Source organism: Variovorax sp. SG517 (genome assembly GCF_013376045.1).
In the GTDB taxonomy this organism is placed as follows: Bacteria; Pseudomonadota; Gammaproteobacteria; order Burkholderiales; family Burkholderiaceae_C; genus Variovorax.
The window spans coordinates 1-26,348 of record NZ_JABMJG010000003.1; the positions used below are offsets into that span (position 1 = coordinate 1).

Here is a 26,348-nt window from a genome sequence, read left to right on the forward strand (position 1 = left end):
TCAAGCTCAAACTCAAAGGCCTGAGCCCAGTACAGTACCGAACTCAGGCCTTGTGCCATTAGCTTCTAACTGTCCAACTTCTTGGGGTCAGTTCATGGCTGCGGCTCTCGTCGCAGAGGTGAAGCGGGCTTCCAAACCCGATCGCGCCAAATCGGCGCGACGCGGCAGTATATCCACGCGATAGGAGCCTAGAACTCCTTGTGCGAGCGGTAAGGATGAACACAACGTTGTGCTGTCCACCGCGCGACAAAAGCAGGAAACCCCTGATCGAATCGCCGCGCGTCAGCACCTAGGATCGGCTCCATCGATCACTGTATGGAGCACTGCATGCCGACCACCGAGACCCACTTCGAGCTCACCGCCAACGACGGCGTCACGGTGGAGGTCCATCGGTGGCTGGGCACGGCGACGGTGCCGCGCGCCATCGTGCAGCTCGCGCACGGCATGGGCGAGCATTCGCTGCGCTATCGGCATCTGGCCGAATCGCTGGTGCGCGCTGGGTACGTGGTCTATGCGAACGAACATCGCGGCCATGGCAAGGGTGCGCAGGCGCGCGGCGAGCTGGGCGAGTTCGGGCCGCGCGCGTTCGCCGGGCTGGTGGACGACATGGCGCTGCTGAGCCGCCATGTGCGCGGCGTGCACCCCGGGCTGCCGCTGATCCTGCTGGGCCACAGCATGGGTTCGTTCGCGCTGCAGTACTACCTCGTCGAGCACGGCTCGCTGCTCGCGGGTGCTGCGCTGTCCGGCACTTCGGCGCTCGACCTGCTGGGAACCGCGCTGCAGTCGGGCTTCAAACTGGAAGACATGAACGCCGCGCTGCCCGACGTGCGCACGCCCTTCGACTGGCTCAGCCGCGATCCGGCGCAGGTCGATGCGTACATCGCCGATCCGCTGTGCGGCTTCACGGTCTCCCCGGAGGGGCTGGGCTCGATGTTCGCGAAGCTGGGCGACCTCACGCCCGAGGCGATGCGCAAGACCATCCGCCCCGAGCTGCCCCTGTACCTTTTCATCGGCGGCGAAGACCCGGTGAGCAACAAGGCCGAATGGTTCTACCCGCTGGTGGAGCGCTACCGCGAGGCGGGGCTGCGCGACGTGTCGTGCCACGTGTTCGGCGGCGCTCGCCACGAGGCGCTGAACGAGACCAACCGCGACGAGGTCGAGGCGGTGCTGCTCGCGTGGATCGCGCGGGTGGTGGCGAAGGGCTGACGAGCCGGAAGACTCCGGCCGCAACAATCAATGGATGGGGCAGGGCTGGGCGGCGGCAGGCGCCGCCGGGTTGCCGCTACTGCTTTCTGCAGTTGCCCATGGTCACTGTGCCGTCCTTGCACTCGGTGATCATGGGTTCGTTCGTGCCCTGGGCCGGCTTCGGCGTCGGGGCAGATGCAGGGGTGGATGCAGGAGCAGGAGCCGGTGCGGCCCCCGCGTCCTTCAGATAGACGACCTTTCTGGTGCCGAGCTCGCAGCTGCCCACCACCTGGCCGTTCGCCGATGCGTTCGCATCGATGACGGTGACGGTGAAGCGCGCCACGCCGCTCGCGGCGATCTTCTGTTCGATGCGGGTGCGCAGGGCCTCGCAGTCTTCGGCCGCATGGGCTGTGCCCGCCGCGCCGGCCAGGGCCAGCACGGCGGGAAGCAACGCGAGCCTGAAGGGCTTCATGACGACTGCCATCCGCACGATCTCGATCGGCCTTCTTACGCCGAAGCCAGCGCCGCGTTCAGCGTGGCGCTCGGGCGCATGATGGCCGAGAACTTGACCGGGTCGGCCAGGTAGTAGCCGCCGATGTCCACCGGCTTGCCCTGCACGGCGGCGAGTTCGTCGACGATCTTCTGCTCGTTGGCGGTGAGCGTCTCGGCCAGCTTCGTGAAGGCGGCCTGCAGTTCCTTGTCTTCGGTCTGCGCGGCCAGTTCCTGCGCCCAGTACATCGCCAGGTAGAACTGGCTGCCGCGGTTGTCGAGCTGGCCGGTCTTGGGCGAGGGGTTCTTGTTGTTGTCGAGCAGCTTGCCGGTGGCGGTGTCCAGCGTCTTGGCGAGGATGGCCGCCTTCTTGTTGTTCGTCTTCAGGCCCAGGTCTTCCAGGCTCACGGCCAGCGCGAGGAATTCGCCCAGCGAATCCCAGCGCAGGTGGTTCTCTTCCACCAGTTGCTGCACGTGCTTGGGAGCGGAGCCGCCCGCGCCGGTCTCGTACATGCCGCCGCCGGCCATCAGCGGAACGATCGACAGCATCTTGGCCGAGGTGCCCAGTTCCATGATGGGGAACAGGTCGGTCAGGTAGTCGCGCAGGATGTTGCCGGTGGCGCTGATGGTGTCCAGGCCGCGGACCACGCGCTCCAGCGTGTAGCGCATGGCGCGCACCTGGCTCATGATCTGGATGTCCAGGCCCGTGGTGTTGTGCTCGTGCAGGTACATCTTGACCTTGGTGATCAGCTGCGCCTCGTGCGGACGGTAGGCGTCGAGCCAGAACACCACCGGCATGCCGGAGTTGCGCGCGCGGTTGACGGCCAGCTTCACCCAGTCGCGGATCGCGGCGTCCTTGACCTGGCACATGCGCCAGATGTCGCCTTGCTCCACTTCCTGGCTCATCAGCACTTCGCCGGTGTCCAGGTCGGTGATGTTGGCGACGCCGTCCTCGGCGATCTCGAAGGTCTTGTCGTGCGAGCCGTATTCCTCGGCCTTCTGCGCCATCAGGCCCACGTTGGGCACGGTGCCCATGGTCCTGGGGTCGAAGGCGCCGTGCCACTTGCAGAAGTTGATGATCTCCTGGTAGATGCGGGCGAAGGTCGATTCGGGCATCACGGCCTTCACGTCCTTCAGGCGGCCGTCGGCGCCCCACATCTTGCCGCCGTTGCGGATCATCGCGGGCATGGAGGCGTCCACGATGATGTCGTTGGGCGAGTGGAAGTTGGTGATGCCCTTGGCCGAGTCGACCATCGCCAGTTCGGGGCGGTGCTCGTGGCAGGCGTGCAGGTCGCGCTTGATCTCGTCCTGCGTGCTCTGCGGCAGCGTGGCGATCTTGTTGTAGAGATCGACCATGCCATTGTTGACGTTGATGCCCAGCTCGTCGAACAGCTTGCCGTGCTTCTCGAAGGCTTCCTTGTAGAAGATCTTCACGCAGTGGCCGAACACGATGGGGTGCGAGACCTTCATCATGGTGGCCTTCACGTGCAGCGAGAACATCACGCCGGTCTTGTGCGCGTCCTCGATCTCCTTTTCATAGAAGGCCAGCAGCGCCTTCTTGCTCATGAACATGGAGTCGATGATCTCGCGGTCGAGCAGGGCGACCTTGGGCTTGAGCACGATCGTCTTGCCGCTCTTGGTGATGAGCTCCATCTTGACGTTGCGCGCGCGGTCGAGCGTCATCGACTTCTCGCCGTGATAGAAGTCGCCGCCGTGCATGTGCGAGACGTGCGAGCGCGAGGCCTGGCTCCACTCGGCCATGCTGTGCGGGTTCTTGCGCGCGTATTCCTTCACGGCCTTGGGCGCGCGGCGGTCGGAGTTGCCTTCGCGCAGCACGGGGTTCACGGCGCTGCCGGTGCACTTGTTGTAGCGCGCGCGGATGTCCTTCTCTTCGTCCGTGGTCGGGTTCTCGGGGTAGTCGGGGATCTTGTAGCCCTTGCCCTGCAGTTCCTTGATCGCCGACTTGAGTTGGGAGACCGAGGCGCTGATGTTCGGCAGCTTGATGATGTTGGCTTCAGGCTTGAGCGTGAGCTTGCCCAGTTCGGCGAGGTTGTCGGGCACCTTCTGCTCGTCGCTCAGCAGCTCGGGGAATTCGCCCAGGATGCGGGCCGCCACGGAGATGTCGCTGGTCTCGACGTTGATGCCGGCCGGATTCGTGAAGGCGCGGATGATGGGCAGGAAGGCGTAGGTCGCCAGCAGGGGCGCCTCGTCGGTGAGGGTGTAGACGATGGTGGGTTGCTTCGAGCTCATGCGCTTCTTCCGTAGATCCTGGTTGTCGGGGTGGCTGGAACTTCCGGCGGTCGGGAGGTAGCCCGCTTTTTTCCGGAATCCCCGATTGTCGCCCGCCGGGACCGTGTTTCGCCATGCGGGTTGCCAAGCCCCCGGCGCGAAGCGCGTCTTAACGGGGTTCCGGCCGACCGGATGCCTCTTTTTCGAGCATTTCCCGGGCCAGGTCGACGAAGGCGCGCAGCTTGGGCGCCTGGGCCGCGCGGCGCGGAAAGTACAGGAACAGCCCCGGCTCCTCGAATGCCGAGCGCGGCAGCACCTGGCGCAGGCGGCCCTTGCGCAGCTCGGCGCGCACCAGCGGCTCGAAGATGTAGGCGATGCCCACGTCGGCCAGCGCCAGGTCGCGGGCGTAGAGGGCGTCGGTGACGCGCACCGTGCCCGGCACCTCGACGGACACATGGGCGCCGCCCTGGTCCCGCAGGTCCCAGGCGTAGACGCCGCCCGAGGTCACGAAACGGAAGCCGATGCAGTTGTGCTGCTGCAGCGCCTCGATGCTGTGCGGCTCGCCGGCCGTTTCCAGATAGCGCGGTGTCGCAACCATGATGGCGTGGAAGGGCGGGGTGAGCCGCACGGCCACCATGTCCTGCGCCACGGTGTGGCCCAGCCGTACACCCGCGTCGTGCCCACTTTCCACGATGTCGGCCAGCCCGTCTTCGCAGGTGATCTCCATCGTCACTCCGGGGTGGCGGCGCGCCATTTCGGCCACCAGCGGCGTGATGACGAGCGGCAGTGCCACATGCGGCGCGTTGATGCGCAGCACGCCGCCCACGCGGCCCGACGACTCGCCGAAACGGTCGACCGCGTCGGCGATCTCGCCCATGGCCGGCGCGAGCAGGCCGATGAAGCCGGCGCCGGCCTCGGTGAGCCGCACGCTGCGGGTGGTGCGCGCGAAGAGCGGCTGGCCCAGGTGGTCCTCGACGGCGCGCACCGCATGGCTCACGGCCGAGGCGCTCATGCCCAGTTCGGCCGCGGCGGCCGCGAAACCGCCGCGCCGGTGCACCGCCAGCACGATGGCGAGATGCGGGAGCAGGGAGCGGTCCATTCATGCATGGTATCGCACAGTGCATTCGATTTGAGCCATCTAGTCGATGAGTGGCGTTGGTGGAACAGTCACGCCATGCCTTCACGGCAACCCATCAACCCTCAAGGAGCAAGCCTCATGACCACCGCCGCCAACACCGTTTCGCAAATCCGCAAGACCTGGTTCATCACCGGCGCCGCCTCCGGCTTCGGCCATGCCTTCGCCGAACATGCGCTGGCCCGGGGCCACAACGTGGTCGCCACCGCCCGTGACGCGAGCCGCCTGGCCGACCTCGTGGCGCTGGCGCCCGACCGCGTGCTGGCCACGCCGCTCGACGTGGACGTGGCCGGCGCGGCCGAAGCCGCCGTGCAGGCCGCGGTCGAGCGCTTCGGCCGCATCGACGTGCTGGTCAACAACGCGGGCTACGGCGTGGTCGGCGCGCTCGAGGAGACGCTCGACGCCGAGCTGCGCGCGCTGATGAACACCAACTTCTTCGGCGCCATGGCCGTCACCCGCGCCGCGCTGCCGGTGCTGCGCGCGCAGAAGTCGGGCGCCATCGTCAATATTTCCAGCCTGGGCGGGCAGCTGTCGTTCTCTGGCTTCAGCGCCTATTCGGCCTCCAAGTTCGCGCTGGAAGGCGCCTCGGAGGCGCTGGCGCAGGAGGTGGCACCCTTCGGCGTCAAGGTGCTGATCGTCGAGCCGGGCCAGTTCCGCACCCAGCTCGCGGGCAGCGGCATGCGCCACATGCCGGTGATCGAGGCCTACCAGCCGGTGGTGGGCGCCACCCGCGAGTTCGCGCACAGCATGCACAACACGCAGGTCGGCGATCCGCGCAAGGCCGCAGTGGCCATCGAGAAGGCGCTGGACGCCGAGCACACGCCGCTTCGCCTGCAGCTCGGCGACGATTCGGTCGATGCCGTGCGCGCCCATGCGCAGGCGATGCTCAAGGACATGGAGGCCTGGGAGTCCGTGAGCCGCAGCACGAACTTTGACGCGGCCTGAAGGCGGGCTTCAGGCGAGGGGCAGTTCGATGGTGGCCGCGAGTGGCACGGTGTCGATGCGCGCCGCGCTGGCCACGAGGACGGCGCGGCCCTGCCGCCCGTCGAAGCCGGAAAGCGTGCTCCAGAGGCAGCGCGTCGAGGGCATGTCGAGGCCGGCCGTGGGTTCGTCCAGCAGGACCAGCGGCCGGCCCGATGCGAGCCCGGCCGCCATCCACACCTTGCGCTTCGAGCCGGTCGAGAGCATGAACATCTTCTTGTCCAGGTGCGGCGCCAGCGAGAAGCCGTCGGCGATGGCCTGCCACTTCGCCTGGTCGAAGCCCGCGTCGCCCTCGGCGAGCGAGGCGGTGCATTCGCGGGCCGTGAGCTGGTCGAAGCGGTCGGTCGTCGGGTCGACGAAGAACACCTGGCGGCGATAGGCCTCCGGCGTGGCGTCGAGGCTCGCGCCCGCCACCGTCAGCCGGCCCGAAGAGGCGGGCAGCGTGCCGGCAATCACCTGCAGCAATGCCGACTTGCCCGTGCCGGTGTCGCCGTAGAGCAGCGTGACGCCCGGGCCGATGGATGCGTTCCAGCCGGACACCAGCGCGGGTTGGTCGGGGTAGGCGAAGCTCAGCGCGTCGATCCGGAGGAGGGCGGGAGAAGAGGGATTCATGGTCGCGTGCGACTTTATCAACCGCCCGCCACCGCCGGTGGCTACCATCCGGCTCCATGAGAAAACAGTCGTTCCTGCTCGTCCTGTCGTTCGCCGTTCCCGTGTTCGCCGCGCCGTCGGCGCAGGTGTTCGATGCGGTGAAGAAGCCCGAGTCGATCGATGCGCAGTGGCGCGCGAATCTCTGCAGCCTGCTGCCGCAGCCCTGCAATGCGCAGCAGCTCGGCCTGTATCGCCCGCGAGGCGCCGCGCCCAACGACTACGTGGTGCTCTCGGCCGAGCCGCTGGCCATGGCGCGCATCAGCCGGGCCGATGCCAGGAGCTGGAAGCTCGACCGCCTCCACGATTTCTCCGACTACGCGCAGGCCCAGAAGAAAGACAGCGACGCCAGCCGCTCCGAGGCGCGCCTCTCGCTCGCGCCGGCGCTCTACCCGGTGGCCGAGGGCAAATGGGCCGTGGCCGTGCTGCAGACGGTGTCGGAAGGCTATTCGGGCGGCGGCGCGTCGTTCGACACCGCCGACTTCGTGCCGCTCGAAGGCGGCAAGGCCGTGCAGGAGGACATCCCGTTCTCGTGCTCCAAGATGATCCGCGCCTGCTTCAGCGAGAAGGAATACAAGACCTCGAAGCACTGCCACGACGAGAGCTTCGGCAGCCTGCGCATCGCCTACGGCGAGACATTCAAGCCCGGCGCGCCCTACGACTGGCAATACACCTGGGTGCAGACCGAGTGGCCGCAGAACGAGCCGCGCAGCGCGGCGACCACCACGCGCGTGCTGTTCACCGCGAAGACCACCGAGCGCGCGGGCTTCTGCGGCGGGCCGCAGTAGGCAGCGAGCCCGCGCCTCAGTGGCGCGGCACGGTCGTCGTGCCCACGTGCATCGTGCGGCCCGCGCCGAGCCCCGCGATCACGAGCGCGATGCCCAGGCCGATGAAGAGCCACGACGAGGCGCGGAAGCTCCCCGTCCAGCCGTGCAGCAGCCCGGCCACCAGCGGCCCGAAGGCCGCCACCATGTAGCCCACGCCCTGCGCCATGCCCGAGAGGTGCGCGGCCACGTGCGAATCGGGCGAGCGCAGCACGATCATCGTGAGCGCCAGCGCGAAGGTGCCGCCCTGCGCGATGCCCAGCAGCACCGCCCACGCCCACACGCCGAACACGCCTCCCAGTGGTGCGAACAGCATCGCCAGCATCGCGCCCACAGTGAGCAGCGCCAGCACGACCGCGAGCCCGCGCTGGTTGCGCAGCCTCACCGCCAGCGCCGGCACCACGAGGCAGGTCACCACCTGCGTCATGACCGAAAGAGACACCACGTAGCCGGCCGTCTCGCTGCCCAGGCCGCGCTCGCGCAGGATCGGCGCGAGCCAGCCCATCACGATGTAGGCGAGGGCGGACTGCAGGCCCATGAAGAAGGTGACCTGCCAGGCCAGCCGGTCGCTCCAGAGCCCGCGCACAGTGAAGCCCGATTCGCTAGCCACCGGCTTCAGCGGCAGCGCCTGCGGTGCCCAGATCAGCGTGACCAGCGCGGCCGGCAGCGCCCACATCGCGAGCGCCATGGTCCAGCCGCCGCCCAGCGCATGCTCGATGGGTACCGTGAGCCCGGCCGCGCTGGCCGCGCCGCCGCACACGGCCATGGTGTAGAGGCCCATCATCAGCGCCGCCTGCGAGGCGAAGTCGCGCTTCACCAGGCCCGACAGCAGCACGTTCGACACCGCGATGCCGCTGCCCGCGATAGCCGAGGCCAAGAACAGCAGCGGGATGTTGCCGGTGCCGCGCAGCACCGTGCCGATGAGGATCAGCACCATGCATCCGAGCAGCGTGCGCTCGGTGCCGAAGCGCCGGCCCAGGCCCGGCGCGAGCGGCGCGAACACACCCAGGCAGACGATCGGCAGCGTGGTCAGCAGGCTGGCGGCGGTGGCCGAGAGTCCGGTGGCCTTGATGATCTCCGGCAGCACGACCGAGAGGCTGGCGAACACCGGGCGCAGGTTGAAGGCGATCAGCACCACGCTGGCGCCCAGCAGGATGCGGCGCGCGAGGGTGGGCGCGGGCGTGGGGCGCGGCGCGGGCAGGGTGTCGGCTTCGGCGTCGATCAGCAGTTCGTCGCCGGAATGACGCGCCGTGGCGGCGGTGGCCGTGCTCATCACGAGCCCAGCGCCAGCGCGTTGATCATCGGCGCCATGAAGGTGCGCACCGCGGCGGCGGCCACGTCGGGGTCGCGGCTGGCGATGCCTTCGATGACGGCGCGATGCGCGGCCTCGTCGGGCTCGGGCAGGGCGGTGCCCAGCGAGCTGGCGATGGTTTCCTTGATGTAGCCGGTGATGAAGCGGCAGGTCTCGGCCAGCGCGAGATTGCCCGACACGTCGACGATGGCCAGATGGAACGCCAGGTCGCGCTCGATGAAGGCCGCGCCGTTGTCGGCCTCGTCGGGCACGCCGCGCCTGTCGAGCAGGGTGTGCAGGCGGCGCAGGTCGCGTGCCGTGTGGCGCACCGCCGCGAGCCGGGCGGCTTCCACCTCGAGCGCCTGGCGCACCTCGAACTGGTCGCGCAGGCTGGCCAGGCGCATCTTCTGCAGGCTGGACGAAGGATCGAAGCCGGAGCGCACATAGGTGCCCGAGCCTTGGCGCACCTCGAGCAGGCCGCGCGACACCAGCGTCTTGACCGCCTCGCGCACCGTTCCCCGGCTCACGCCCAGCAGCTGCGCGAGCTGCGGCTCGATCGGAATGCGCGAGCCGACGGCCCAGCGGCCGGCGGAGATTTCGCCGCGGATGCTGTCGGCGGCGGTGTCTGCGAGGGAAGTGCGGGGGGCTTGGGCAAGCATCAGGGTGAAGTCTGGACGTTCAATGATTGGATGAATTCTGCTACCAAACAGAGACCGGGCCAGGCACGCGGCGATTGATTCGCATGATGCCTTCGCAAAAACCGCAACCCTGTTCGAGGATTGCGCAAGGCGATTTCGCGGATTTGTCCGCATTAAGTGAATTTTTCCCGGCCTTGGCCATCTGTTGCCGAAAGTGTGATTCGTCGGGAGCGGACTGTCAGAGAATGAAACTAAAGGTAGCTTGTGAATCCGCAAGTCGCCCTGCTCCCTGGTTCGGCACTCCCTTCCCCGACCGCTGGACGGAGCGTTCAGGGAGAGCAAGAAAAACGGACCCCGTCGAAGCGAAATGAAGGACTTTTCTTTGTCGGACGTGCGGCTCTTCACCAAGGCCGCGCAGCTTGGCGGGCTCACCCCGGCCGCCGAATTGCTGAACGTGCCGAAGGCGTCCGCGTCGCGCCAGCTCCAGAGACTCGAGGCCACCGTCGGGCACCTGCTGCTGCATCGCGGCGCCACCCGCTTCGCGCTGACCGAGGAAGGCCGCGAGTTCCTCGCGGCGGCCCAGCATGCGCTGACCATCCTCGACGACGTCATGCTCGACCTGTCGTCGGAAGGCGGCGCCGTCACGGGGCGGCTGCGCATCGCCGTGCCGCACTACTACGGCAGGGAACTGCTGATGAACCACCTCCCGGCCTTCATGACCGCCTACCCCCGGCTGGAGGTGACGGTCGAGACCGGCAGGGACCGCGCCGACCTGCTCCACGGCGGGGCCGACGTGGCCATCCGCTGCGGGCGCGAGGATGGCGACGAGCTTGTGGTGCGCCACCTGAAGCAGGAGCCGCTCATGCTGTGCGCCGCGCCGGCGTACCTTGCGCGGCACGCCCCGGTGCAAAACCTGCCCGACCTGGCGGCGCATCGCTTCCTGACCACCGAGGCCGATGGGCGCAAGCGCGAGATCAGCCTCGCGACCGTCGAGAAGACGCACCGGATGCGCGTGGAAAGCGTGTTCCGCTCGGACGACCCTGAAATGGTCCTGCGGCTGGCGCTGTCGGCCCGGGGCATCGCGCTGCTACCGGTGTCGCTGGCGCGGCCCCAGATCGACGGCGCGACGCTGGTGCCGGTGCTGCCCTCGCTGGCGCTGAAGCCGCACGACATCGACCTGAGCTACCTGCCCGCGCGCCGCAACACGCCGAAGATCAAGATCTTCGTCGACTACTTCCTGGACGTCTTCAGGTCGGCCTGAAACCCGCAGGCGGCCTCAGCGCCGGGTGTTCTTCGCCACCACGCCCGCGCCGCGCACTTCCAGCCTGCGCTGGTCGACCACCTTGCCGCTCGCGTCCACCAACTCGATCACGTGCCGTCCCGGCCAGGGAAACCATTGCACGCTGTTGCCGCGCGCCAGCGGCTTGCCGTCGATGCGCCACTGCACGCCGCGGCCTTCGGAGTCGAAGCGCACGCGCTGGCGCTGCGGCGGGATGTCGGGGTCGAGCGCGATGATGGTGCCGTCGGCCGGCGCGGTGATGCGCGCGGAGCCGGAGGCATCGGTCGCCATGCCGGTGTCCAGCGCGAAGAGCGGCTGCTCCGTGCCCTGCAGGAACCATTCGCTGCGCGCCGCTTCCAGCGGGTTGCCGTCCGCGCCGGGTCCGAAGCTCACGCGCGCCTCGACAACACCCGGCGGCGGCGCGGGCGCGCGGCTCGGTTCGCGCGCGTGCAGGAAGCGCATCACCTCGGCCCACACCGGCGCGGCGCCGCTGGTGCCGCTCACGTCCCACATCGATTCGCCGCTGGCGTTGCCCACCCACACGCCCACCGTGTAGCGCTGCGACCAGCCCACGGCCCAGTTGTCGCGCATGTCCTTGCTGGTGCCGGTCTTCACGGCGGTCCAGAAGCGGGTGGAAAGAATGCTGTCGAGCCCGAAGGTGCGCGTGCGGGCGTTGGGGTCGGAAAGGATGTCGCCGACGATGAAGGCGGCGCGCGGGTCGAGCAGCGGCGCGGGCGCGGCCGGCGCGCTCTTCGGTTTCTCCGCGGGCCTCGGCATCAGCGTCGTCGTCGCGTAGCGGCCGCCGTTGGCCAGCATGCGGTAGGCGTTGGTGAGCGACAGCAGCGACACCTCGGCGCTGCCGAGCGCGAGGCTGTAGCCGTAGTAGTCGCCGCTCTCGCGCAGCGGCAGGCCGGCGGCGCGCAGCTCGCGCGCGAAGGCCTCGGGCGACACCATCACCAGCGTGCGCACGGCGGGCACGTTGAGCGAGGCCGCCAGCGCGGTGCGCGCCGACACCGGGCCCTTGAAGCGGCGGTCGTAGTTCTGCGGAATGTAGAGGCCGCTGGCGGTGCTGATCTGCGCCGACGAGTCCTCGATCAGCGAGGCCGCCGTGATGCGCTTCTCGGCGATCGCCTGGGCGTAGAGCAGGGGCTTGAGCGTGGAGCCGGGCTGGCGCAGCGCGGTGACGCCGTCGACCTCGGCGGCCTGGCTCAGCGGACCGGAGGAGCCGACCCAGGCGAGCACCTCGCCCGTCGCGTTGTCGAGCACGACGAGGGCGCCGTCTTCCACGTGGCGGTCGCGTAGCTCGCGCAGGTGGCGCTGCAGGGTGTCGAGCGAAAAGCGCTGCAGCGATGCGCGCAGGGTGGTGCGCACGCCGGGCTCCTTCTCCTTGCCTTTCGAGGAAGTCGTCGTGGCGGCGGCAACGGGCGCCGCCCCCGCGTTCGCATCCCTCAGCTCGCGCAGCACGCGCCGCGCGGCATGCGGCGCGATCCCTTCGTTGGGCTCGAAGGCGCGCCGCTGCACCGCCGCGCTGGTGAACATGTCGAGCGCCTCGCAATCGGTCTTCTGCTGCGGTTCCATCGTGCGCAGCACTTCGCAGGCGCGCTGCGCCACCACGGCCGGCTTGGCGTTGGGCGCGCGCACCAGCGCCGCCGCCACGCTGGCCTCGCGCGCGTCGAGGCCGCTGGGCGCCTTGCCGAAGAGCGTGCGCGAGAGCGCGTCGATGCCGACGATCTCGCCGCGGAACGGCACGGTGTTGAGGTACGCCTCCAGGATCTGGTCCTTGCGCCAGTTGCGCTCCAGCTGAGCGGCCGCCACCGTCTGCCCGATCTTCTGCGTGAAGCTGCGACCGCCCGAGCTGCGGCGCAGCTCCTCGTCGAGCAGGCCCGACAGCTGCATGGTGATGGTCGAGGCGCCGCGCGTGCGCGTGTTCCAGAGGTTGCCCCAGGCGGCGGCGGAGACGGCGCGCCAGTCGATGCCGCTGTGCTCGTAGAAGCGCTTGTCCTCGCTCAGCACCATGGCCGTGCGCAGCGCGGGCGACACGTCGGCCAGCGCGGTCCACTGGCCGCGCCGCACCGTGGGGTCGGTGCGCACGCGCTGCAGCAGCTCGCCGTTGCGGTCGAGCACGGCGGTGTCGGAGGAGCGGAAGTCGCGCTTCACTTCCTCGAAGCTCACCACGGCCCGGGCCGGAAGCGACCATGCCGCGACGATCAGCAGGGCTGCTAGGGTCTTGCGGGACAAGGCGAGGGCGAAGGGCGCGGACTGCATCGGAGAAGAAGGGAACACCGGTATCCAGAAGCAAAAGCGTGGGTGCCGGCATTCTCTCTCGGCGATGCACCACGGGAACCCCGCCTACCGCGCAATGCGCCGCCGGCCGCCTCGTGCCGGCGCCGCAGAGGGCCAGAGTTCAAGCCCGGGACCACATCCGGTAACGAACTTCACGCGAGGGCTTCAATGCGGAAACCCGGCGCGTACCGGCGTGGCCTTCAATGCAATACCGGCTCGCAGGAGGCGAACCCCGGTTTCACAAACATTCCAAGGAGAACTCGCATGACGAAGACATTGGCGATCCTGTTGGCCGCATCGGCCATCCTGGCCGGCTGCGTGGTCGCACCCTACGACCGCCCGCCGCCGCCGCGCCCGCACTATGGCTACGGCGACCGCGACCGCGACGGCGTGCCCAACCGCTACGACCGTGACCGTGACGGCGACGGCGTTCCGAACCGCTACGACCGCAATCCCAACAACCCCTACCGCAACTGATCTGCAGCTGATTCGCGGAACAACGAAAAAGGCCGCGAAGCGCAATGCTTCGCGGCCTTTTTCGTTTTGGGGGGCGGAGCTCAGCCCGGCCGGCGCGCCATCAGCGCCCAGACGCCGGCCGCGCTCAGCAGCGATCCGCCCGCGAAGTTGAAGCGCCGCTGGGCGCGCGGCGAAGACAGCAGCCTGCGCGCCGATCCCGCGAACACCGCGTAGAGCGTGGCGTTGGTCGCTGCCAGCACCACGAAGGTGACGGCCAGCACCCAGAGCTGGCGCGTCACGTCGGCCGCCGGGCTGATGAACTGCGGCAGGAAGGCCACGAAGAACACGATGCCCTTGGGATTCAGCGCGGTCACCAGGTACGTGTTGGCGAACAGGCGCAGCCGCGAGGCGGGCGCGGCCGGCGCAGCGATCTCGGACGACGAGATGCCCGCGCGCAGCAGCTTCACGCCGAGGTACAGCAGGTACAGCCCGCCCACCCACTTCACCACCGTGAACCAGAAGGCGGAGGTGGCGAGCAGCGCGCCCAGCCCCAGCAGCGACACCACCAGCGCGGTGGAGTCGCCCAGCGCCACGGCGGCCACCAGCGGCAGGTTGGCGCGGCGCCCGTGCGACATCGAATAGCTGATCACCGTGAGGATGGTCGGCCCCGGAATGATCAGCATGACGGCGGAGGCCGCGACGAAGGCGAGCCAGAGTTCGATGGGCATGTGCTTTTGTCTCCAGATGGTGGTTGTTGCGGAAAGCGGTTCTTTCGTCGTCAGATGCCGATGGCCGTGCGCGCGACGTGCCAGGTGCCGCGGTGTCCGTCCACGTAGCTGATCGGCGAGCGGGCGAGGTCGTCGAGGTCCACGTCGTCCAGGCAGGTCACGTTCACGCCGTAGGCGTTCTCGCCGGTCTGGGGCGAGTGGCCCACGCCGAAGGAGCGCACGCTGCAATGCCTGCAGACGATGTAGTGGCTGTTGCGGGTGTCGAGCATTTGCTCGCTGAGTTCGGATTCCCCTTCGATCAGCCGGAAGGCGTCGGTCGCGACGATGGCGGGCCAGAAGCGGGTGCGGGTGCAGATCGCGCAGTTGCAGCGCAGCGTGCCAAGGCTCAGGTCGATGTCGGCCTCGAATCTCACGGCGCCGCAGTGGCAGCCTCCTGTATAGGTCTTTTTCATACGCTCGGAATTCGCATGGTGGTGCTGGATGGCACCATATCAAAGGCGATGCCGCGGCGCTGCGCAGAGGTCATTGGCGGGGCTCGGTTCTCCCGCCGCATCCGATCAGGCGGGGCCGCCGCCGAAGCGGATGGCGGCCCGGGCCTTGGCGCGCTCGGCCTCCACGGCGCGGTCGCGCGGCTCGGCCGTGGTGACCAGCGAGTCGATCAGCCGCGCCGCCGTGGCCGCCACCTCGTCGACCGCCCGGCCGAAGGCTTCCTCATTGGCCTTCGAGGGCACGCTGAAGCCGCTGAGCTTGCGCACGAACTGCAGCGCGGCGGCGCGGATTTCCTGCTCGGTGGCGGGCGGCTCGAAGTTGTAGAGGGTCTTGATGCTGCGGCACATGGAATCTCTCCGTTGCGTGGTCGGTCGCTGGTCGTTCCCCGGTCGTTCCGAAATCGTTCACGAGCGAAAAAGCCGCGCCTCCAGTTGCTGCCGCACTTGCGGCCACTCGTCGTCGATGATGCTGAAGCGCACCGAGTTGCGCTTGCGGCCGTCCGGCATGATGCGCTCGTTCCGCACGATGCCTTCCTGCTTCGCACCCAGCCGCAATATGGCGGCCCGCGATTTGGCATTGATCTCGTCGGTGGTGAGCTGCACGCGCACGCACTGCAGCTCCTCGAATGCGTAGCGCAGCATCAGCAGCTTGGCCTCTGTGTTGACGAAGGTCTTCTGCCACGAGGCCGAGATCCAGGTGCTGCCGATCTCCAGCTTGCGGTTGACGCGGTCGATCTTCCAGAAGCGCGTGGAGCCGATGACCTTGCCCGTCTCGCGCACCACGGTGGCGAAGGGCATCACCGTGCCGGCGTCGCGCCCCGCGAGAGCGTTGCCGATGTAGGCGCCGACCGTTTCGGCCGAAGGCACGACGGTGAAGGGCAGCTTCCAGAGCTCGCCGTCGGAGGCGGCCTCCACGAGCGCCGGCGCGTCGGATGCGAGGAGCGGGCGCAGCAGGAGACGGGGACCGGTCAGCGATGGTTGTGCGATCGACATGGGCCGCACGATAGCCGATGGACGGCCCCGCGCGCCGGACTGTTCCCACACGCATCGGCACTTCCTTCCCACCGTCGGCGGCGCGTGCCGGCTGAACATGGGGCCGTGAACAAGCCAGGAGGCCCATCCATGACTTCGAAGCAGCAGCAGCCAGAACAGAAATCAGAGCAATCGCCGGAATCGCCGGGCAAGTTCCCCTTTCCCACGTCCGGCGACCCCGAGAAGGGAAAGGCCGAGATCGCCAAACCCACGCCGCAGCCCTCCAGCGAGGAGGCCCTGGACAGCGGCGTGGAGGAGTCCTTTCCGGCCAGCGACCCGGTTTCCGTGACCGTGACGAAGGTGAAGCTTCCTTCTTCCGATGAGAAGGAGGACGCGGAAAAGAAGAAGGCTGGCAGGAACGCCGGCTCCAAGGGCTGAAGCCGCCGTGCAAGCGCTCCCCCGAGACCAGGAAGGGGCCGGCCCCGTGGATGCCCCGGAAGAGGCCGGCCTTGCCCCGGGGCCATGCAGCGTCCTCACCTGGGACGTGGACCCGCGCGGCTACTGCAGCGAGCACGAGCACGCCACCCGCGCCAACTACGGACAGCGGCTCGCGGCGCTGATGGACTGCGCCTTCGCCGGCGAATACGACGAATACGGCGGCGCCCGGCAAGCCGGCGGCTCTTCGGCGTCCCCGGCCTCGCGGCACTACTTCGTGCCCAGCGACACCCTTTCCGACCCCGTCCGTGCGCGGGCCATGGGCATCGCCGGCGTGGACGACCTGTTCGGCGGCGTGGTGCCGCACGCCTTCGTCGCCACCAAGGTCATCTCCCATCCGCTGATCGACGACGGCAGCGCCGCCAGGCCGAAGGGCTGGTCGACCCGTTTTGCATCGGAGGTGGGCGAGGCGGTGTTGCCGGGCTACTCGTGCTTCTCCGCCGACGAGGCGGCGAGGGCGGGGCACGCGATGCTCGAAGCGGGCGCCGTGCGCCTCAAGCCGGTGACCGCGACCGGCGGGCGCGGGCAGATCGTGGCGGAGAGCGCCGGCGCGCTCGAAGCCAGCATCGGCGCCATGGACCCGGCCGAGATCGCACGCACCGGCCTGGTCCTGGAAGCGAACCTCGAAGACCCGGTCACCTGGAGCGTCGGGCAGGTGCTCGTGGCGGGCATGGTCGTCAGCTACTGCGGCGTGCAGCGCACCACCGGCGACAACGCCGGCCAGGAGGTGTACGGCGGCTCCGACCTGATGATGGTGCGCGGCGATTTCGACGTGCTGATCGCCGGCGTCGCGTCGCCCTCGCTGCGCCGCGCGATCGAACAGGCGCGGCGCTACCACCGCGCCGTGATCGACTGCTACCCCGGCTTCTTCGCCTCGCGCGTGAACTACGACGTCGCGCAGGGCGTCGATGGCCGGGGCGAGTGGCGCTCGGGCGTGCTGGAGCAGTCGTGGCGCGTGGGCGGCGCCACCGGCGCCGAGATCGCGGGGCTCGAAGTGTTCCACCGCGACCCGGCGCGCGGCGAGGTGCGCGCCTCGTGCTTCGAGGTGTACGGCCCCTCCGTGCTGGTGCCCGCCGATGCCATCGTGGCCTACCAGGGGACCGACAGCCGGGTCGGGCCGTTGGTGAAGTACACCATCCTTCCCGAAGACCGCCATGCCGACGCGCCATAGCACCATCGACATTCCGGTGGACGGCCAGCACATCGAGGGCACGCTGTTCGCGGCCTCGACGACGGTGCCCGGCGTGCTGCTGGTCCACGGCTGGGACGGCAGCCGGGAGCAGTACGCCAAGCGTGCGCACGAGCTCGCGGCGCTGGGCTGCGTGTGCCTGACCTTCGACCTGCGCGGCCACGCGCGCCACGCCGCGCAGCGCATGGAAGTGACCCGGGAGGACAATCTGCGCGACGTGCTGGCGGCCTACGACGCGCTGGTCGGCCACCCGGCGGTCGATCCGGAGGCGGTCGCCATCGTCGGCAGCAGCTACGGCGGCTACCTGGCCGCGTTGGTCACCGCCATGCGGCCGGTGCGCTGGCTGGCGCTGCGCGCGCCGGCGCTCTACCGCGACGGCGAGTGGGACACGCCCAAGGGGCAGCTCAGCCGCTCCGACCTCGTCGCCTACCGCCGCTCGCTGGTCGGCCCCAAGGACAACCGCGCGCTGGCCGCCTGCGCGGACTTCGCCGGCGACGTGCTCATCGTGGAATCGGAGCACGACCAGATCGTGCCGCACCCGGTGGTCGAGAACTACCTGGGCGCCTTCAAGCGCGTGAAGTCGGTGACCTACCGGGTGCTTTCCGGCGCGGACCACGCGCTGTCGAAACAGGAGTGGCGCCAGGCCTACGGCTCGCTGCTGGTGTCGTGGGTCACCGAGATGACGCTGGGCGCCAAGGCCACGGCCACCCTCACCAAGCCGCTGGCCAGCACCATCGCCTGAGAGACGACGCCGCGGGGCGGCGATCTCCCACAGCCTGTCGCGGCGCCCGGGCGGAGAACGAACGCGAAAGGACACCCACCATGTCGAACACCAACATCGAAGAAGCAGCGGAACGCGGCACCGGGGCCACCGGGTCCGCAGCGGATGCCGGCCGCCTCAACCGCTGCATCGCGCTGTGCAATGCCTGCGCCGTGGCATGCGAACGCTGCGCGTCGGCGTGCATCGCCGAAGGGGCGGGCGCGCGCATGGCCCGCTGCGTGCTGCTGGACCTGGACTGCGCGGCGATCTGCACCGCTGCCGCCGGCATCATGGCAAGGAACAGCGAGAACGCTGGCCTCATCTGCAGCCTGTGCGCCGACATCTGCAGGCTCTGTGCCGCGGAATGCGCCAGCCATTCGCAGCCGCACTGCAGCCGCTGCGCGGAGGCCTGCAACCAGTGCGAAGCCGAATGCCAGCGCATGGCCACGGCTTGAGCGGATCGGCCGTCAGCCCGGCGCGCGTTGCTGCAGCGCCGCCTCTGCGGCCAGCGCCACCGCGGCCAGCCGCGCGTCGTCGCCGCGCACCGATGCCAGCATCAGCCCCACCGGCAGATCGCCCGGCGCGTGGCATGGCAGGCTGAAGGCGCAGCCGTCGAGCAGGTTGATCGCGAAGGTGTTGCGCAGCAGCAGGCCGTTGGCCCTGAAGAAGGCCGCGTCTTCCGCCAGCGCCGCAATGGGCGGCGCGACGATCGGCACGGTCGGGCACACAAGTGCGTCGAAGCCCTCGATGGCGCGCTCGACGCGGCCGATCCAGTTTCTCCGGCGGTCCTGCATGGCGATGTAGTCTGCCGCGCGCACCTCGGTGCCGAGGGCGATGCGGGCGGCCACGCGCGAGTCGAAACCGTCGCGCTTGGCGGCGAAGCGTTCGCGATGCACGGCCGATGCCTCCACCGGCGAGAAGCCGCCGGGCGCGTTGACGGTGGCGATCTCCGCGAGCTCGGCCAGCGTGATGTCCACGATCTGCGCGCCCGCGGCCGACAGCGCCTGCAGCGCACCGTCGAAGGCGCGTGCGACGGCGGGTTCGATGTCGTCGAACATCAGCGTGCGCGGCACGGCCAGGCGCGTGCCCTGCAGCGAGCGTCGGCGCACCGCGAGCGGCGCGTCGGCGATGGCGGCGTCGGCGGCCAGGCAGTCTTCCACGCTGCGCGCCATGGCGCACACCGTGTCGAGCGAGCGCGCGAGTTCGAAGGCGCCCGTGCGCGGCACGCGCGACTGCGTGCTCTTGAAGCCGACCAGCCCGCACAGCGCGGCGGGAATGCGGATCGAGCCGCCCGTGTCCGAGCCCAGCCCCGCCACCGCGAGTCCCAGCGCCACCGACACCGCGGCGCCGGACGACGAACCGCCCGGAATGCGCGCCGTCTGTGCATCGGCCGGATTGCGCGGCGTGCCGTAGTGCGGATTGATGCCCACGCCCGAGAACGCGAACTCCGTCATGTTGGTCTTGCCGACGATGGCCGCGCCCTGCGCGCGCAGCCGCGCCACGGCAACCGCGTCGCGCGCGGCCGGCGGCTCGCCCGCGCAGACGGCGGAGCCGGCCATGGTGGTCTCGCCGGCCACGTCGTAGAGATCCTTGACCGAGACGGGCAGGCCCGCGAGCGGGCCGAGCTCGATGCCCGCCTTGCGCGCGGCGTCGGCATGGCGCGCGGCGGCGCGGGCCGCGTCGGCGTAGAGCCGCGTGAAGACATGGGCCGCGGCGGGCTGCGCTGCGGCATCGAGCACCTGCTCGACCAGCGCCTCGTGCGACAACTCGCCGCGCGCGATGCGTTCGCGCAGGGCCGGAATGGTGAAGCCGTTCTTCGTCGTCATCACGCCACCACCGGCAGTGCTTCCACCGCATAGCGATGCACGATGCGGCGCCGGAGCTTCGGGTCGTGCAGTTCGATTTCCATCTGCGCGGCGGGTCGGATGCCTTCGCCCTTCGCGTTGGGCAGCGCGCCCAGCGTGCCGCAGGTCATGAAGAGGCCCTCGGGCGCGGAGCCTGCGCCGGGCATGCCGTCGCGCAGGCCGGCCAGCGGGCGGATCGAGGCGAGCGTGCCGCGCTGGTAGTCGATCCAGCGGCCGTCTTCGAGGATGCGCGAGCGCAGCTCCAGCGTGTCCTGGTGGGCCTGCACGTCGCGCCAGCGCCAGGCGGTCTCGGCCACGGGCTTGGCGCACATCTGCTTCGACACGGCCACCGAGTAGCTCTCGACCTGGCGGTCGGTGTGGTCCGAGGCCACGCTCAGCCACCACTCGCCCTGCGAGAAGAACAGCACCGGCTCGGCCTCGCCGGAGCTCTGGTCGCCCAGCGCCTCGATGGCGGGCGATTGCGTCAGCAACTGGGCCGCCACGCGGTAGTACAGCGGCACGCTCGAAGGGCGCGGCACGCCGAGCGCCGCAAGCTCCTCGATGTGGTGCTCGATGGCGGCAATGTCGCGGCCGGTCCAGCCGGCCACCACCAGCGCGCGGGGCGCGACGAGGTGGATGGCCGCGGAGTGCGTGCCGTCGTCGGCGATGCTCTCGCAGGCGAAGCGCAACAGGGAATTCATGTTGTTCGTGCTCGCCATCGATCAGCTCTCCAGCGGGCGCTTGGCGGTTTCGCGGGCCACCGCGAGGGCGATCAGCGTCACGCCCAGCGCGGCCACCACGTAGAACGACACGGCCACCGTGCTGCCCCAGGACTTGAACAGGCTCGCGATGATCAGCGGCGCGAAGCCGCCGCCCACGATGCCCGCCAGCGTGTAGGCCAGCGAGGCGCCGGCGTAGCGCACGCGGCCGGGGAACTGCTCGGTGACGAAGGCGGCCTGCGGGCCGTACATCATCGCGTGGATCAGGAGGCCCACCACCACCGCCGCGCAGATCGCGACCGGGTGCGCGCTGTCCATCAGCACGAAGAACACGAAGGCCCACACCATGCCCAGCAGCGCGCCGGCGATGTAGACCGGGCGGCGGCCGATGCGGTCGGAGAGGCTGCCGAACCACGGCACCGCGATCGCGTTGCAGGCCGCGCCGATCATCGTGGCGGTGAGCGCGAGCGGCCGCGACAGGTGCAGCACCGTCGTCACGTAGGTCAGCGTGAACACCACCACCAGCGCATACAGCACGTCGGAGCCGATGCGCGAGCCGCCGGCCACCAGCAGGCGGCGCCAGTGCTGGGTAAGCACTTCCTTGATGGGCGTCTTGGCCGTGGCCTTCTTCTCTTCCATCTCGCGGAAGACCGGCGTCTCGTCCACGCCGCGGCGCAGCCACAGGCCGAACAGCACCAGCGCCACGCTGGAGATGAAGGGAATGCGCCAGCCCCAGTTCTGGAAGTCTTCCGGGCTCAGCCAGGCCGACACGGCGGCGATGAAGCCGGTGCCGATCAGCGTGCCGCACGAGGGGCCCACCTGCGTGAACGAGGCGTTGCGGCCGCGCTCGTCGGGCTTGCCGTGCTCCATCGACAGCAGCACCGCGCCGGCCCATTCGCCGCCGAGCGCCACGCCCTGCACGAAGCGCAGCGCCACCAGCGCGACAGGCGCCCAGATGCCCCAGCTCGCGTAGGTGGGCAGCAGGCCCATCAGCCCGGTGGAGACGCCCATGATGACCAGCGTGGCCACCAGCACGAAGCGCCGGCCCAGCCGATCGCCGAGGTGGCCGAACACCACGCCGCCCAGCGGACGCGAGATGTAGCCGACAGCGTAGGTCGAGAACGCGAGGATGGTGCCGGTGAGCGGGTCGAACGACGGGAAGAACACCGCGTTGAAGACCAGCGCGGCCATGATGTTGTAGACGGTGAAGTCGTACCACTCCAGCGTGGTGCCGATGGAGCTGGCCATGGCCAGCCGGCCCATCTTCGCGGACCCGTGCGCAGGCGGCGTGGCTGCGGTGGCCGCAGCGGAGAGAACATGTTCGGTCATGGAAATACCTTTGTTCGGTGAAGACATGGAAGTCGGTTCAGGCCAGCTCGCCCGCGCCCAGCTTCCAGCCGAGCGAGAGCAGCCAGCCGGTGGCGGGATCGGCGTCTAGAGCGGAGGCGGCCGCGGCGCGCGCGGCGCGGGCCGCGGCTTCGCTGCTGGTCTCGATCACCAGCAGCGGCTGCAGCACGCGGCCTTCGGTGGATTCGCGCGGCAGCGGCGTGCTCAGCGCGGCATCGGGCACGAGCAGGTACGACTGCACGAAGCCTGCCTGCTCCTTCCTCAGCTGCTGGCCGATGCGCTCGGCGCCTTGCACCAGAGCCCCGGCATCGGCGGCTGCGGCCAGCGGCAGCACGACCACGTGGCTGCCGCTGCCGAAGCCCGTCACCGCGCCCACGGCGCACACGCGGCGCACCGGCTGGCGCATGCGCTCGAGGTTGGCGACCGACCACGGCGTCTGCTTCTCGAACGCGGCGCGGTAGCCGGGCGAGCCGAACACCGCGAGCGATTCGGTGCGGTACAGGCCCAGGTACTTGCGCCCGCCCTCGAGCGAGAAGTAGCGCGCGCCCGAGAGAAAGCCTGGAATGCGCACGCGCTCTTCCACGTGCTCCTGGTCGTACCAGCGGTTGAAGTCGACCTCGTCGGCCGGCTCCACGTCGGACGCGACGAACAGCATGCCGTTTGCCGTCGCTGCTGCGGAAGAAGGGGAGTCAGTGGTGTTCATGGCGGCGGAAGAGCGTCGGGCCTTCGAAAAAATGAAGGCGCGATCTTCCGTCGCAGGGTCGGACTGTCACAAACGAGTTTTTCTGGGCGACAGCCACAAGAATTACTGGCCCCTTTTCGGGGCCTGGATGCGCCATTTCGAGGGTTAACCCTCTGTGGAGGCGCTCCATGTTGGTGCGACGGCCGAGGTCGTGAACTGGTCGGAGGCCCGGCAGGCCAGCTCGGCCACGAGCCGGATGGCATCGGAGTCGGCGGCTTCGAGGTGGCTCACGACGATGCGCTGGGGCGAGATGAGCGCATCGCACTCGATGATCCGCACGTCTCCGGTGGCCACGTATTCATAGCAGGGCGGCAGAGGCACCAGCGCGTTGCCGAAGCCCGCCTTCACCAGCCGCGCAAGTGCCGAGATCGAGCTCACGCAGTGCACCTTGCCCAGCGGAATGCCCGCCGCGCGGAAGAGGTTCTTCAGCGCCTCGTGCGGCTGCGAGCCGGGGCTCATCGTGAGCACGGGCTGGCGCAGCAGCTGCTCGACGGTCTGCGTGCCCTCGGCACCGGGCGGCCCGACCCAGCCCATGGGCATCGGCAGGCAGGGCGTGCTCACGATGCCCGCGCCGGCGATGTGGTCGGTCTGCAGCGCGATGTCGAGCGCGCCTTCGCGCAGCCCGCGGTGCAGCGCCAGAGTGGTCTCGGAGGTCAGCTGCACCTCGATGCCCGGATAGGTGGAGCGCAGGTTGGTCAGGAAGCCCAGCAGCCAGGTGTGAACCACGGTCTCGATGGCGCCGATGCGCACCAGCCCGAGGATGTCCTCCCGTGGACGGCCGAGCGAGACGATCTCGCGGCGCAGCTCCAGCAGCCGCTCGCCGTAGTCCATCAGCCGCACGCCGACGGGCGTGAGCCGCAGCTCGCGCGCGTCGCGTTCGAACAGGCGCGCACCGATGTCTTCTTCGAGGGAGGCGACGCGGTTGGACACCGCCGCCTGCGTGATGTGGAGCCGGTCGCTCGCGGCGCGGAAGCTGCCCAGCCGCGCGGCCCAGAGAAAGGCTTCTACAAATCTTGTGTTCATGAGGGCACCTGCGGGCCATTCTGCCCGCATCGCGCCTGCACGAGAACTTGCGTCCTACCGCTGCCGCTTGCTAGCCGGCGTCGTAGAAGAACTCTTCCCGCACGATCTTCCCGTCCTTGACGGTGTAGAGCGCCATTTCCTCCATGGTGAAGCGGTGGCCGGTGGCTTTCATCGTCACGTCGAAGCGGAAGCCGACGATGAAGCGGTCGTCGTGAGGCCACGGGCCGGCGACCTGCATGGCATGCACTTCATGGTTGGCGGTCCACCATTCGCCCTTGGCCCTGATGGCCGCGAGCCCGACCGCCTCGCGCGCCTGGCCGGGCGGGGCGCTGGCCTCGACGCTCACGGCCTCGGGTGCATAGAGCACCTGGGCGCCTTCGAAATTTCCGTCCTTGCACAGCGCCACGAGCTTGTCGGCGATTTCCTTGGTGTTCATGAGTTTCTCCTGCGAACGTTGGGAGGGAACGAGCGAACGAACGAAGACCGGGGGCGCAGTTTAGGCCTGCGGTGCCTGTCTTTTCCCGGCTTTTGTTTCTCAGCGGGAATCGGGGCCGTTGAGCGCGCGCATGCTGTCCACGGCTTCGGGCGAGGCCCACAGCAAGGTGTTCAGGTAGGTCTCGATGCGATCCACCAGCGCGCCGCGCGGTCCGTCGCGCCATTCCGGGGAGCCGTAGAACGCGGCCTGCTCGGCTTCGAGCGCTGCGCGGTCGGCATAGGCGCGCACGAGGTGGTAGGTCTCCTCCTCGTGGTCCGACCCGCCGTAGGCAACCACGTCCATGCCCCTGTCGCGCAGCATCGGCACCGCGCGTTCGTGCATGGCCTGGTGGAAGGCATCGAGGGTGCCGGGCTTGAGCCGGTAGGTTCGGATCTCCAGCAGCATCTGCTTCATGGCGGCGGCCTTTCTCCAGCGTCGGACCTGCCCGGCCGCAACACCCAGCCGAGCGAGAACACATAGCGGCTGCCGCCCACCACCCGCGTCACGCTGTGCTCGCAGGCATCGGGGCGGAACAGCTTGATGCGCCGTGTCGCGAAGATCGGCGTGGCGCAGACGAACTCGCCGCCCGAGCGCGGCGACTTCAGCACGATGTTCAGCCGGTAGTGCCGCCCGGCCTGCACCGGGTCGGTATGCGGCGGAATCTCCGAGCCCTCGGGGTAGCGGATGAGGTAGCTGTCGAACGGCAGCGGCCAGCGCGCCGTGAGCAGCAGCATCTTGTCGTATCCCGAGCCCTGGCGTCCGCGCTGCCAGCGGAAGGCCAGGGAGAAATAGCTGCGCAGTTCGGCGGCGAAACTCATGCGGGATGTCGGGGAGCCTCCAGGCCGCGCATTCTGAACCGATTCAGCAGAAGACGATCGCCGTCTTGTGCTCGATGCTCAGCCGCGCCGATTCGTACAGCAGCAGCCAGGACACGTACTCGCGGTACAGGCCGTCGTCTTCCTCGACCAGGTCGTCGATGCGTTCGGCTTCCTTGTCGGAGAGCTTGCCGTTCTCGAGGCGGATGCCCAGCGCGGGGGCGACGAACACCAGCTCGTCGAGCAGCCGCTGGGACGAGCCGAGCATGCCGCCGGGCAGCCCGCCGGCTTCTTCATCCTCGCCGCTGCCGCTTTCCTCGTCGAACAGCACTTCGTCGAAATCGATGGGAACGTAGAAGCCTTCCGCATCCGAATGGCACAGCAGATGGCTCTCGCAGCCGTCGAGCAGCGCCTGGATCTTCGGATCGGCCGTGGGGTCGACGTCGTCGGCCAGCGGCGTGGCCACCCAGTCGGGCGACAGCACGCGGTGCGCATAGGCGCGGCGCAGGTAGTGGATGAAGGAGTACGGAAAACTGTCGATCGACGCGCGCGAGTCGAGTTCGAGCGGCCCGCGCGGTTCGGTGTGCGGGGGAAGCCCCGCGGCTGCGAGCACGCGGTTGACTTCGGCCAGTTCCTCCTCGAAGCCCTCGGCGCTTTCGGGATCGTCTTCCAGCAGTTCGGCGAGCATGCCGACGCAGACAGCCAGGCCCATGATGTTGTCCTCCAGGTTGTGGGTTCGCCGCGATGGTGAGGGCGGCCGGTGAAGGAGCGATGACCGATTGATGCTTCTTCAGCGCTCCCGTCCTGCACAGGTAGTCGCCGCAGCCGCGAAAGGCTTCGACAAGACGGGCTCGGGCATCGCCAGCATTACCAGCTGCACTTCTTGCCGTCGTCGGAGCCGATGTCCTGCGAGAACGAATACTGCTTGCCGCTGCGCAGGTTCTTGTAGTCGAAGCCGTAGATGTTGGCGCCCTGGGTCGTCACGACGTACTGGCCTGCGATGCGGCCGTCGACGATCTCTGCCCAGGTGGTGATGTACTCCCACGGCCGGCCCTCGGGCTTGTCGCCGACCTCGTTCTTCACCGGCACGATGGTGATCACGCGCGACGACCCCTTGTACCTGACGTAGCCGCCCGACCAGTTGCTGTTCGGGTCGGAAAACACGCGCCACTCCAGGCGGATCGATTGCCCGGAGGATTCCGTCAGGCAGCGGTAGTCGACGGATACCGGCGCATCGCCCGATGCGGCCAGCGCCGACAAGGGCAGCAGGAGTCCTGCGAGCGCCAGGCGGATGTCGTTCATGTCAGCCGGAG

At 69.1% G+C, this 26,348-nt stretch carries 31 protein-coding genes; 10 read left to right on the plus strand and 21 right to left on the minus strand.

Going from position 1 to position 26,348, the window contains the following annotated elements:
• Together FHT32_RS35395 and FHT32_RS09455 are read left to right on the plus strand one after the other, a co-directional pair.
• Window positions 1-62, plus strand: a 62-nt coding sequence (locus FHT32_RS35395; protein ID WP_371132171.1) for an IS3 family transposase, incomplete at its 5' end; no start/stop codon positions are given.
• Window positions 63-327: 265 nt separating this feature from the next.
• Window positions 328-1,206 carry an alpha/beta fold hydrolase gene (locus tag FHT32_RS09455; RefSeq protein ID WP_176664387.1) on the plus strand — a complete coding sequence of 293 codons (879 nt, stop codon included), beginning with the start codon at window positions 328-330 and terminating at the stop codon, window positions 1,204-1,206.
• A gap of 76 nt (window positions 1,207-1,282) precedes the next feature.
• On the opposite strand, the gene FHT32_RS09460 is transcribed toward FHT32_RS09455, so the two are convergent.
• The 3 genes from FHT32_RS09460 to FHT32_RS09470 all read right to left on the minus strand — a co-directional run bounded on the left by FHT32_RS09460 (window position 1,283) and on the right by FHT32_RS09470 (window position 5,002).
• Window positions 1,283-1,669 (minus strand): DUF1161 domain-containing protein, encoded by a 387-nt coding sequence (locus FHT32_RS09460; protein ID WP_256098949.1) that lies wholly within the window; start codon window positions 1,667-1,669, stop codon window positions 1,283-1,285.
• Between the two features lie 23 nt (window positions 1,670-1,692).
• Window positions 1,693-3,924 carry an NADP-dependent isocitrate dehydrogenase gene (locus FHT32_RS09465; protein ID WP_176664388.1) on the minus strand — a complete coding sequence of 744 codons (2,232 nt, stop codon included), beginning with the start codon at window positions 3,922-3,924 and terminating at the stop codon, window positions 1,693-1,695.
• Window positions 3,925-4,072: 148 nt separating this feature from the next.
• The gene (locus FHT32_RS09470; RefSeq protein ID WP_176664389.1) at window positions 4,073-5,002 is read right to left on the minus strand and encodes a LysR family transcriptional regulator; all 930 of its coding nucleotides are present in this window, start codon (window positions 5,000-5,002) and stop codon (window positions 4,073-4,075) included.
• Between the two features lie 117 nt (window positions 5,003-5,119).
• Between FHT32_RS09470 and FHT32_RS09475 the strand changes: the two genes are divergently transcribed.
• Window positions 5,120-5,983: an oxidoreductase gene (locus FHT32_RS09475; protein WP_176664390.1), complete on the plus strand. Its 864-nt coding sequence runs from the start codon at window positions 5,120-5,122 to the stop codon at window positions 5,981-5,983.
• 9 nt (window positions 5,984-5,992) lie between these two features.
• Here FHT32_RS09475 and FHT32_RS09480 read toward each other — a convergent pair whose 3' ends face one another.
• Complete coding sequence (locus tag FHT32_RS09480) at window positions 5,993-6,631, minus strand: ATP-binding cassette domain-containing protein (RefSeq protein WP_176664391.1); 639 nt, start codon at window positions 6,629-6,631, stop codon at window positions 5,993-5,995.
• A gap of 56 nt (window positions 6,632-6,687) precedes the next feature.
• On the opposite strand from FHT32_RS09480, the gene FHT32_RS09485 reads away from it, so the two are divergent.
• Window positions 6,688-7,455: a hypothetical protein gene (locus tag FHT32_RS09485; RefSeq protein WP_176664392.1), complete on the plus strand. Its 768-nt coding sequence runs from the start codon at window positions 6,688-6,690 to the stop codon at window positions 7,453-7,455.
• A 16-nt stretch (window positions 7,456-7,471) separates the two neighbouring features.
• On the opposite strand, the gene FHT32_RS09490 is transcribed toward FHT32_RS09485, so the two are convergent.
• A complete protein-coding gene (locus FHT32_RS09490) occupies window positions 7,472-8,764 on the minus strand; it encodes an MFS transporter (protein WP_176664393.1) in 1,293 nt (430 codons plus the stop codon).
• Entirely contained in the window at window positions 8,764-9,441 is a 678-nt protein-coding gene (locus FHT32_RS09495) for a FadR/GntR family transcriptional regulator (protein ID WP_176664394.1), read from the minus strand. Before FHT32_RS09495 ends, FHT32_RS09490 begins: the two co-directional genes overlap by 1 nt.
• Before the next feature lie 346 nt (window positions 9,442-9,787).
• Between FHT32_RS09495 and FHT32_RS09500 the strand changes: the two genes are divergently transcribed.
• Entirely contained in the window at window positions 9,788-10,681 is an 894-nt protein-coding gene (locus FHT32_RS09500; protein WP_176664395.1) for a LysR family transcriptional regulator, read from the plus strand.
• A 15-nt stretch (window positions 10,682-10,696) separates the two neighbouring features.
• On the opposite strand, the gene pbpC is transcribed toward FHT32_RS09500, so the two are convergent.
• Window positions 10,697-12,964: a penicillin-binding protein 1C gene (gene pbpC, locus FHT32_RS09505; RefSeq protein ID WP_176664396.1), complete on the minus strand. Its 2,268-nt coding sequence runs from the start codon at window positions 12,962-12,964 to the stop codon at window positions 10,697-10,699.
• A gap of 282 nt (window positions 12,965-13,246) precedes the next feature.
• On the opposite strand from pbpC, the gene FHT32_RS09510 reads away from it, so the two are divergent.
• Complete coding sequence (locus tag FHT32_RS09510) at window positions 13,247-13,459, plus strand: hypothetical protein (RefSeq protein ID WP_176664397.1); 213 nt, start codon at window positions 13,247-13,249, stop codon at window positions 13,457-13,459.
• A gap of 80 nt (window positions 13,460-13,539) precedes the next feature.
• On the opposite strand, the gene FHT32_RS09515 is transcribed toward FHT32_RS09510, so the two are convergent.
• From FHT32_RS09515 to FHT32_RS09530, 4 genes are all read right to left on the minus strand, one after another.
• Entirely contained in the window at window positions 13,540-14,166 is a 627-nt protein-coding gene (locus tag FHT32_RS09515; protein ID WP_176664398.1) for a LysE family translocator, read from the minus strand.
• A 50-nt stretch (window positions 14,167-14,216) separates the two neighbouring features.
• Window positions 14,217-14,618 carry a GFA family protein gene (locus tag FHT32_RS09520; protein ID WP_176664399.1) on the minus strand — a complete coding sequence of 134 codons (402 nt, stop codon included), beginning with the start codon at window positions 14,616-14,618 and terminating at the stop codon, window positions 14,217-14,219.
• A 105-nt stretch (window positions 14,619-14,723) separates the two neighbouring features.
• Window positions 14,724-15,002 carry a DUF2277 domain-containing protein gene (locus tag FHT32_RS09525; RefSeq protein WP_176664400.1) on the minus strand — a complete coding sequence of 93 codons (279 nt, stop codon included), beginning with the start codon at window positions 15,000-15,002 and terminating at the stop codon, window positions 14,724-14,726.
• A gap of 57 nt (window positions 15,003-15,059) precedes the next feature.
• Entirely contained in the window at window positions 15,060-15,647 is a 588-nt protein-coding gene (locus FHT32_RS09530; protein ID WP_176664401.1) for a GNAT family N-acetyltransferase, read from the minus strand.
• 129 nt (window positions 15,648-15,776) lie between these two features.
• Between FHT32_RS09530 and FHT32_RS09535 the strand changes: the two genes are divergently transcribed.
• The 4 genes from FHT32_RS09535 to FHT32_RS09550 all read left to right on the plus strand — a co-directional run bounded on the left by FHT32_RS09535 (window position 15,777) and on the right by FHT32_RS09550 (window position 18,525).
• Window positions 15,777-16,064 (plus strand): hypothetical protein, encoded by a 288-nt coding sequence (locus FHT32_RS09535; RefSeq protein ID WP_176664402.1) that lies wholly within the window; start codon window positions 15,777-15,779, stop codon window positions 16,062-16,064.
• 7 nt (window positions 16,065-16,071) lie between these two features.
• Window positions 16,072-17,292: a DUF3182 family protein gene (locus tag FHT32_RS09540; protein ID WP_371132160.1), complete on the plus strand. Its 1,221-nt coding sequence runs from the start codon at window positions 16,072-16,074 to the stop codon at window positions 17,290-17,292.
• Entirely contained in the window at window positions 17,276-18,052 is a 777-nt protein-coding gene (locus FHT32_RS09545) for a S9 family peptidase (protein ID WP_176664404.1), read from the plus strand. Before FHT32_RS09540 ends, FHT32_RS09545 begins: the two co-directional genes overlap by 17 nt.
• 80 nt (window positions 18,053-18,132) lie before the next feature.
• Entirely contained in the window at window positions 18,133-18,525 is a 393-nt protein-coding gene (locus tag FHT32_RS09550; RefSeq protein WP_256098950.1) for a four-helix bundle copper-binding protein, read from the plus strand.
• A 12-nt stretch (window positions 18,526-18,537) separates the two neighbouring features.
• Here FHT32_RS09550 and FHT32_RS09555 read toward each other — a convergent pair whose 3' ends face one another.
• From FHT32_RS09555 to FHT32_RS09600, 10 genes are all read right to left on the minus strand, one after another.
• Complete coding sequence (locus tag FHT32_RS09555) at window positions 18,538-19,896, minus strand: amidase (protein ID WP_176664405.1); 1,359 nt, start codon at window positions 19,894-19,896, stop codon at window positions 18,538-18,540.
• Entirely contained in the window at window positions 19,896-20,615 is a 720-nt protein-coding gene (locus tag FHT32_RS09560; protein WP_256098951.1) for a DUF2848 domain-containing protein, read from the minus strand. The genes FHT32_RS09555 and FHT32_RS09560 overlap by 1 nt, the downstream gene beginning before the upstream one ends.
• 21 nt (window positions 20,616-20,636) lie before the next feature.
• Complete coding sequence (locus FHT32_RS09565) at window positions 20,637-21,962, minus strand: MFS transporter (RefSeq protein ID WP_176664407.1); 1,326 nt, start codon at window positions 21,960-21,962, stop codon at window positions 20,637-20,639.
• A 37-nt stretch (window positions 21,963-21,999) separates the two neighbouring features.
• The gene (locus FHT32_RS09570) at window positions 22,000-22,683 is read right to left on the minus strand and encodes a DUF4286 family protein (RefSeq protein ID WP_176664408.1); all 684 of its coding nucleotides are present in this window, start codon (window positions 22,681-22,683) and stop codon (window positions 22,000-22,002) included.
• A 144-nt stretch (window positions 22,684-22,827) separates the two neighbouring features.
• Window positions 22,828-23,745 carry a LysR family transcriptional regulator gene (locus tag FHT32_RS09575; RefSeq protein ID WP_176664409.1) on the minus strand — a complete coding sequence of 306 codons (918 nt, stop codon included), beginning with the start codon at window positions 23,743-23,745 and terminating at the stop codon, window positions 22,828-22,830.
• Window positions 23,746-23,815: 70 nt separating this feature from the next.
• Window positions 23,816-24,181, minus strand: a complete 366-nt coding sequence (locus FHT32_RS09580; RefSeq protein ID WP_176664410.1) for a nuclear transport factor 2 family protein — start codon at window positions 24,179-24,181, stop codon at window positions 23,816-23,818.
• A 99-nt stretch (window positions 24,182-24,280) separates the two neighbouring features.
• A complete protein-coding gene (locus tag FHT32_RS09585; protein ID WP_176664411.1) occupies window positions 24,281-24,634 on the minus strand; it encodes an NIPSNAP family protein in 354 nt (117 codons plus the stop codon).
• Window positions 24,631-25,038 (minus strand): 2OG-Fe(II) oxygenase, encoded by a 408-nt coding sequence (locus FHT32_RS09590; RefSeq protein ID WP_176664412.1) that lies wholly within the window; start codon window positions 25,036-25,038, stop codon window positions 24,631-24,633. Before FHT32_RS09590 ends, FHT32_RS09585 begins: the two co-directional genes overlap by 4 nt.
• Before the next feature lie 43 nt (window positions 25,039-25,081).
• On the minus strand, window positions 25,082-25,747 hold the full coding sequence (locus tag FHT32_RS09595) for a hypothetical protein (RefSeq protein ID WP_176664413.1): 666 nt from the start codon (window positions 25,745-25,747) through the stop codon (window positions 25,082-25,084).
• A 155-nt stretch (window positions 25,748-25,902) separates the two neighbouring features.
• Window positions 25,903-26,337 (minus strand): hypothetical protein, encoded by a 435-nt coding sequence (locus tag FHT32_RS09600; RefSeq protein WP_176664414.1) that lies wholly within the window; start codon window positions 26,335-26,337, stop codon window positions 25,903-25,905.
• Window positions 26,338-26,348 lie beyond the last annotated feature (11 nt).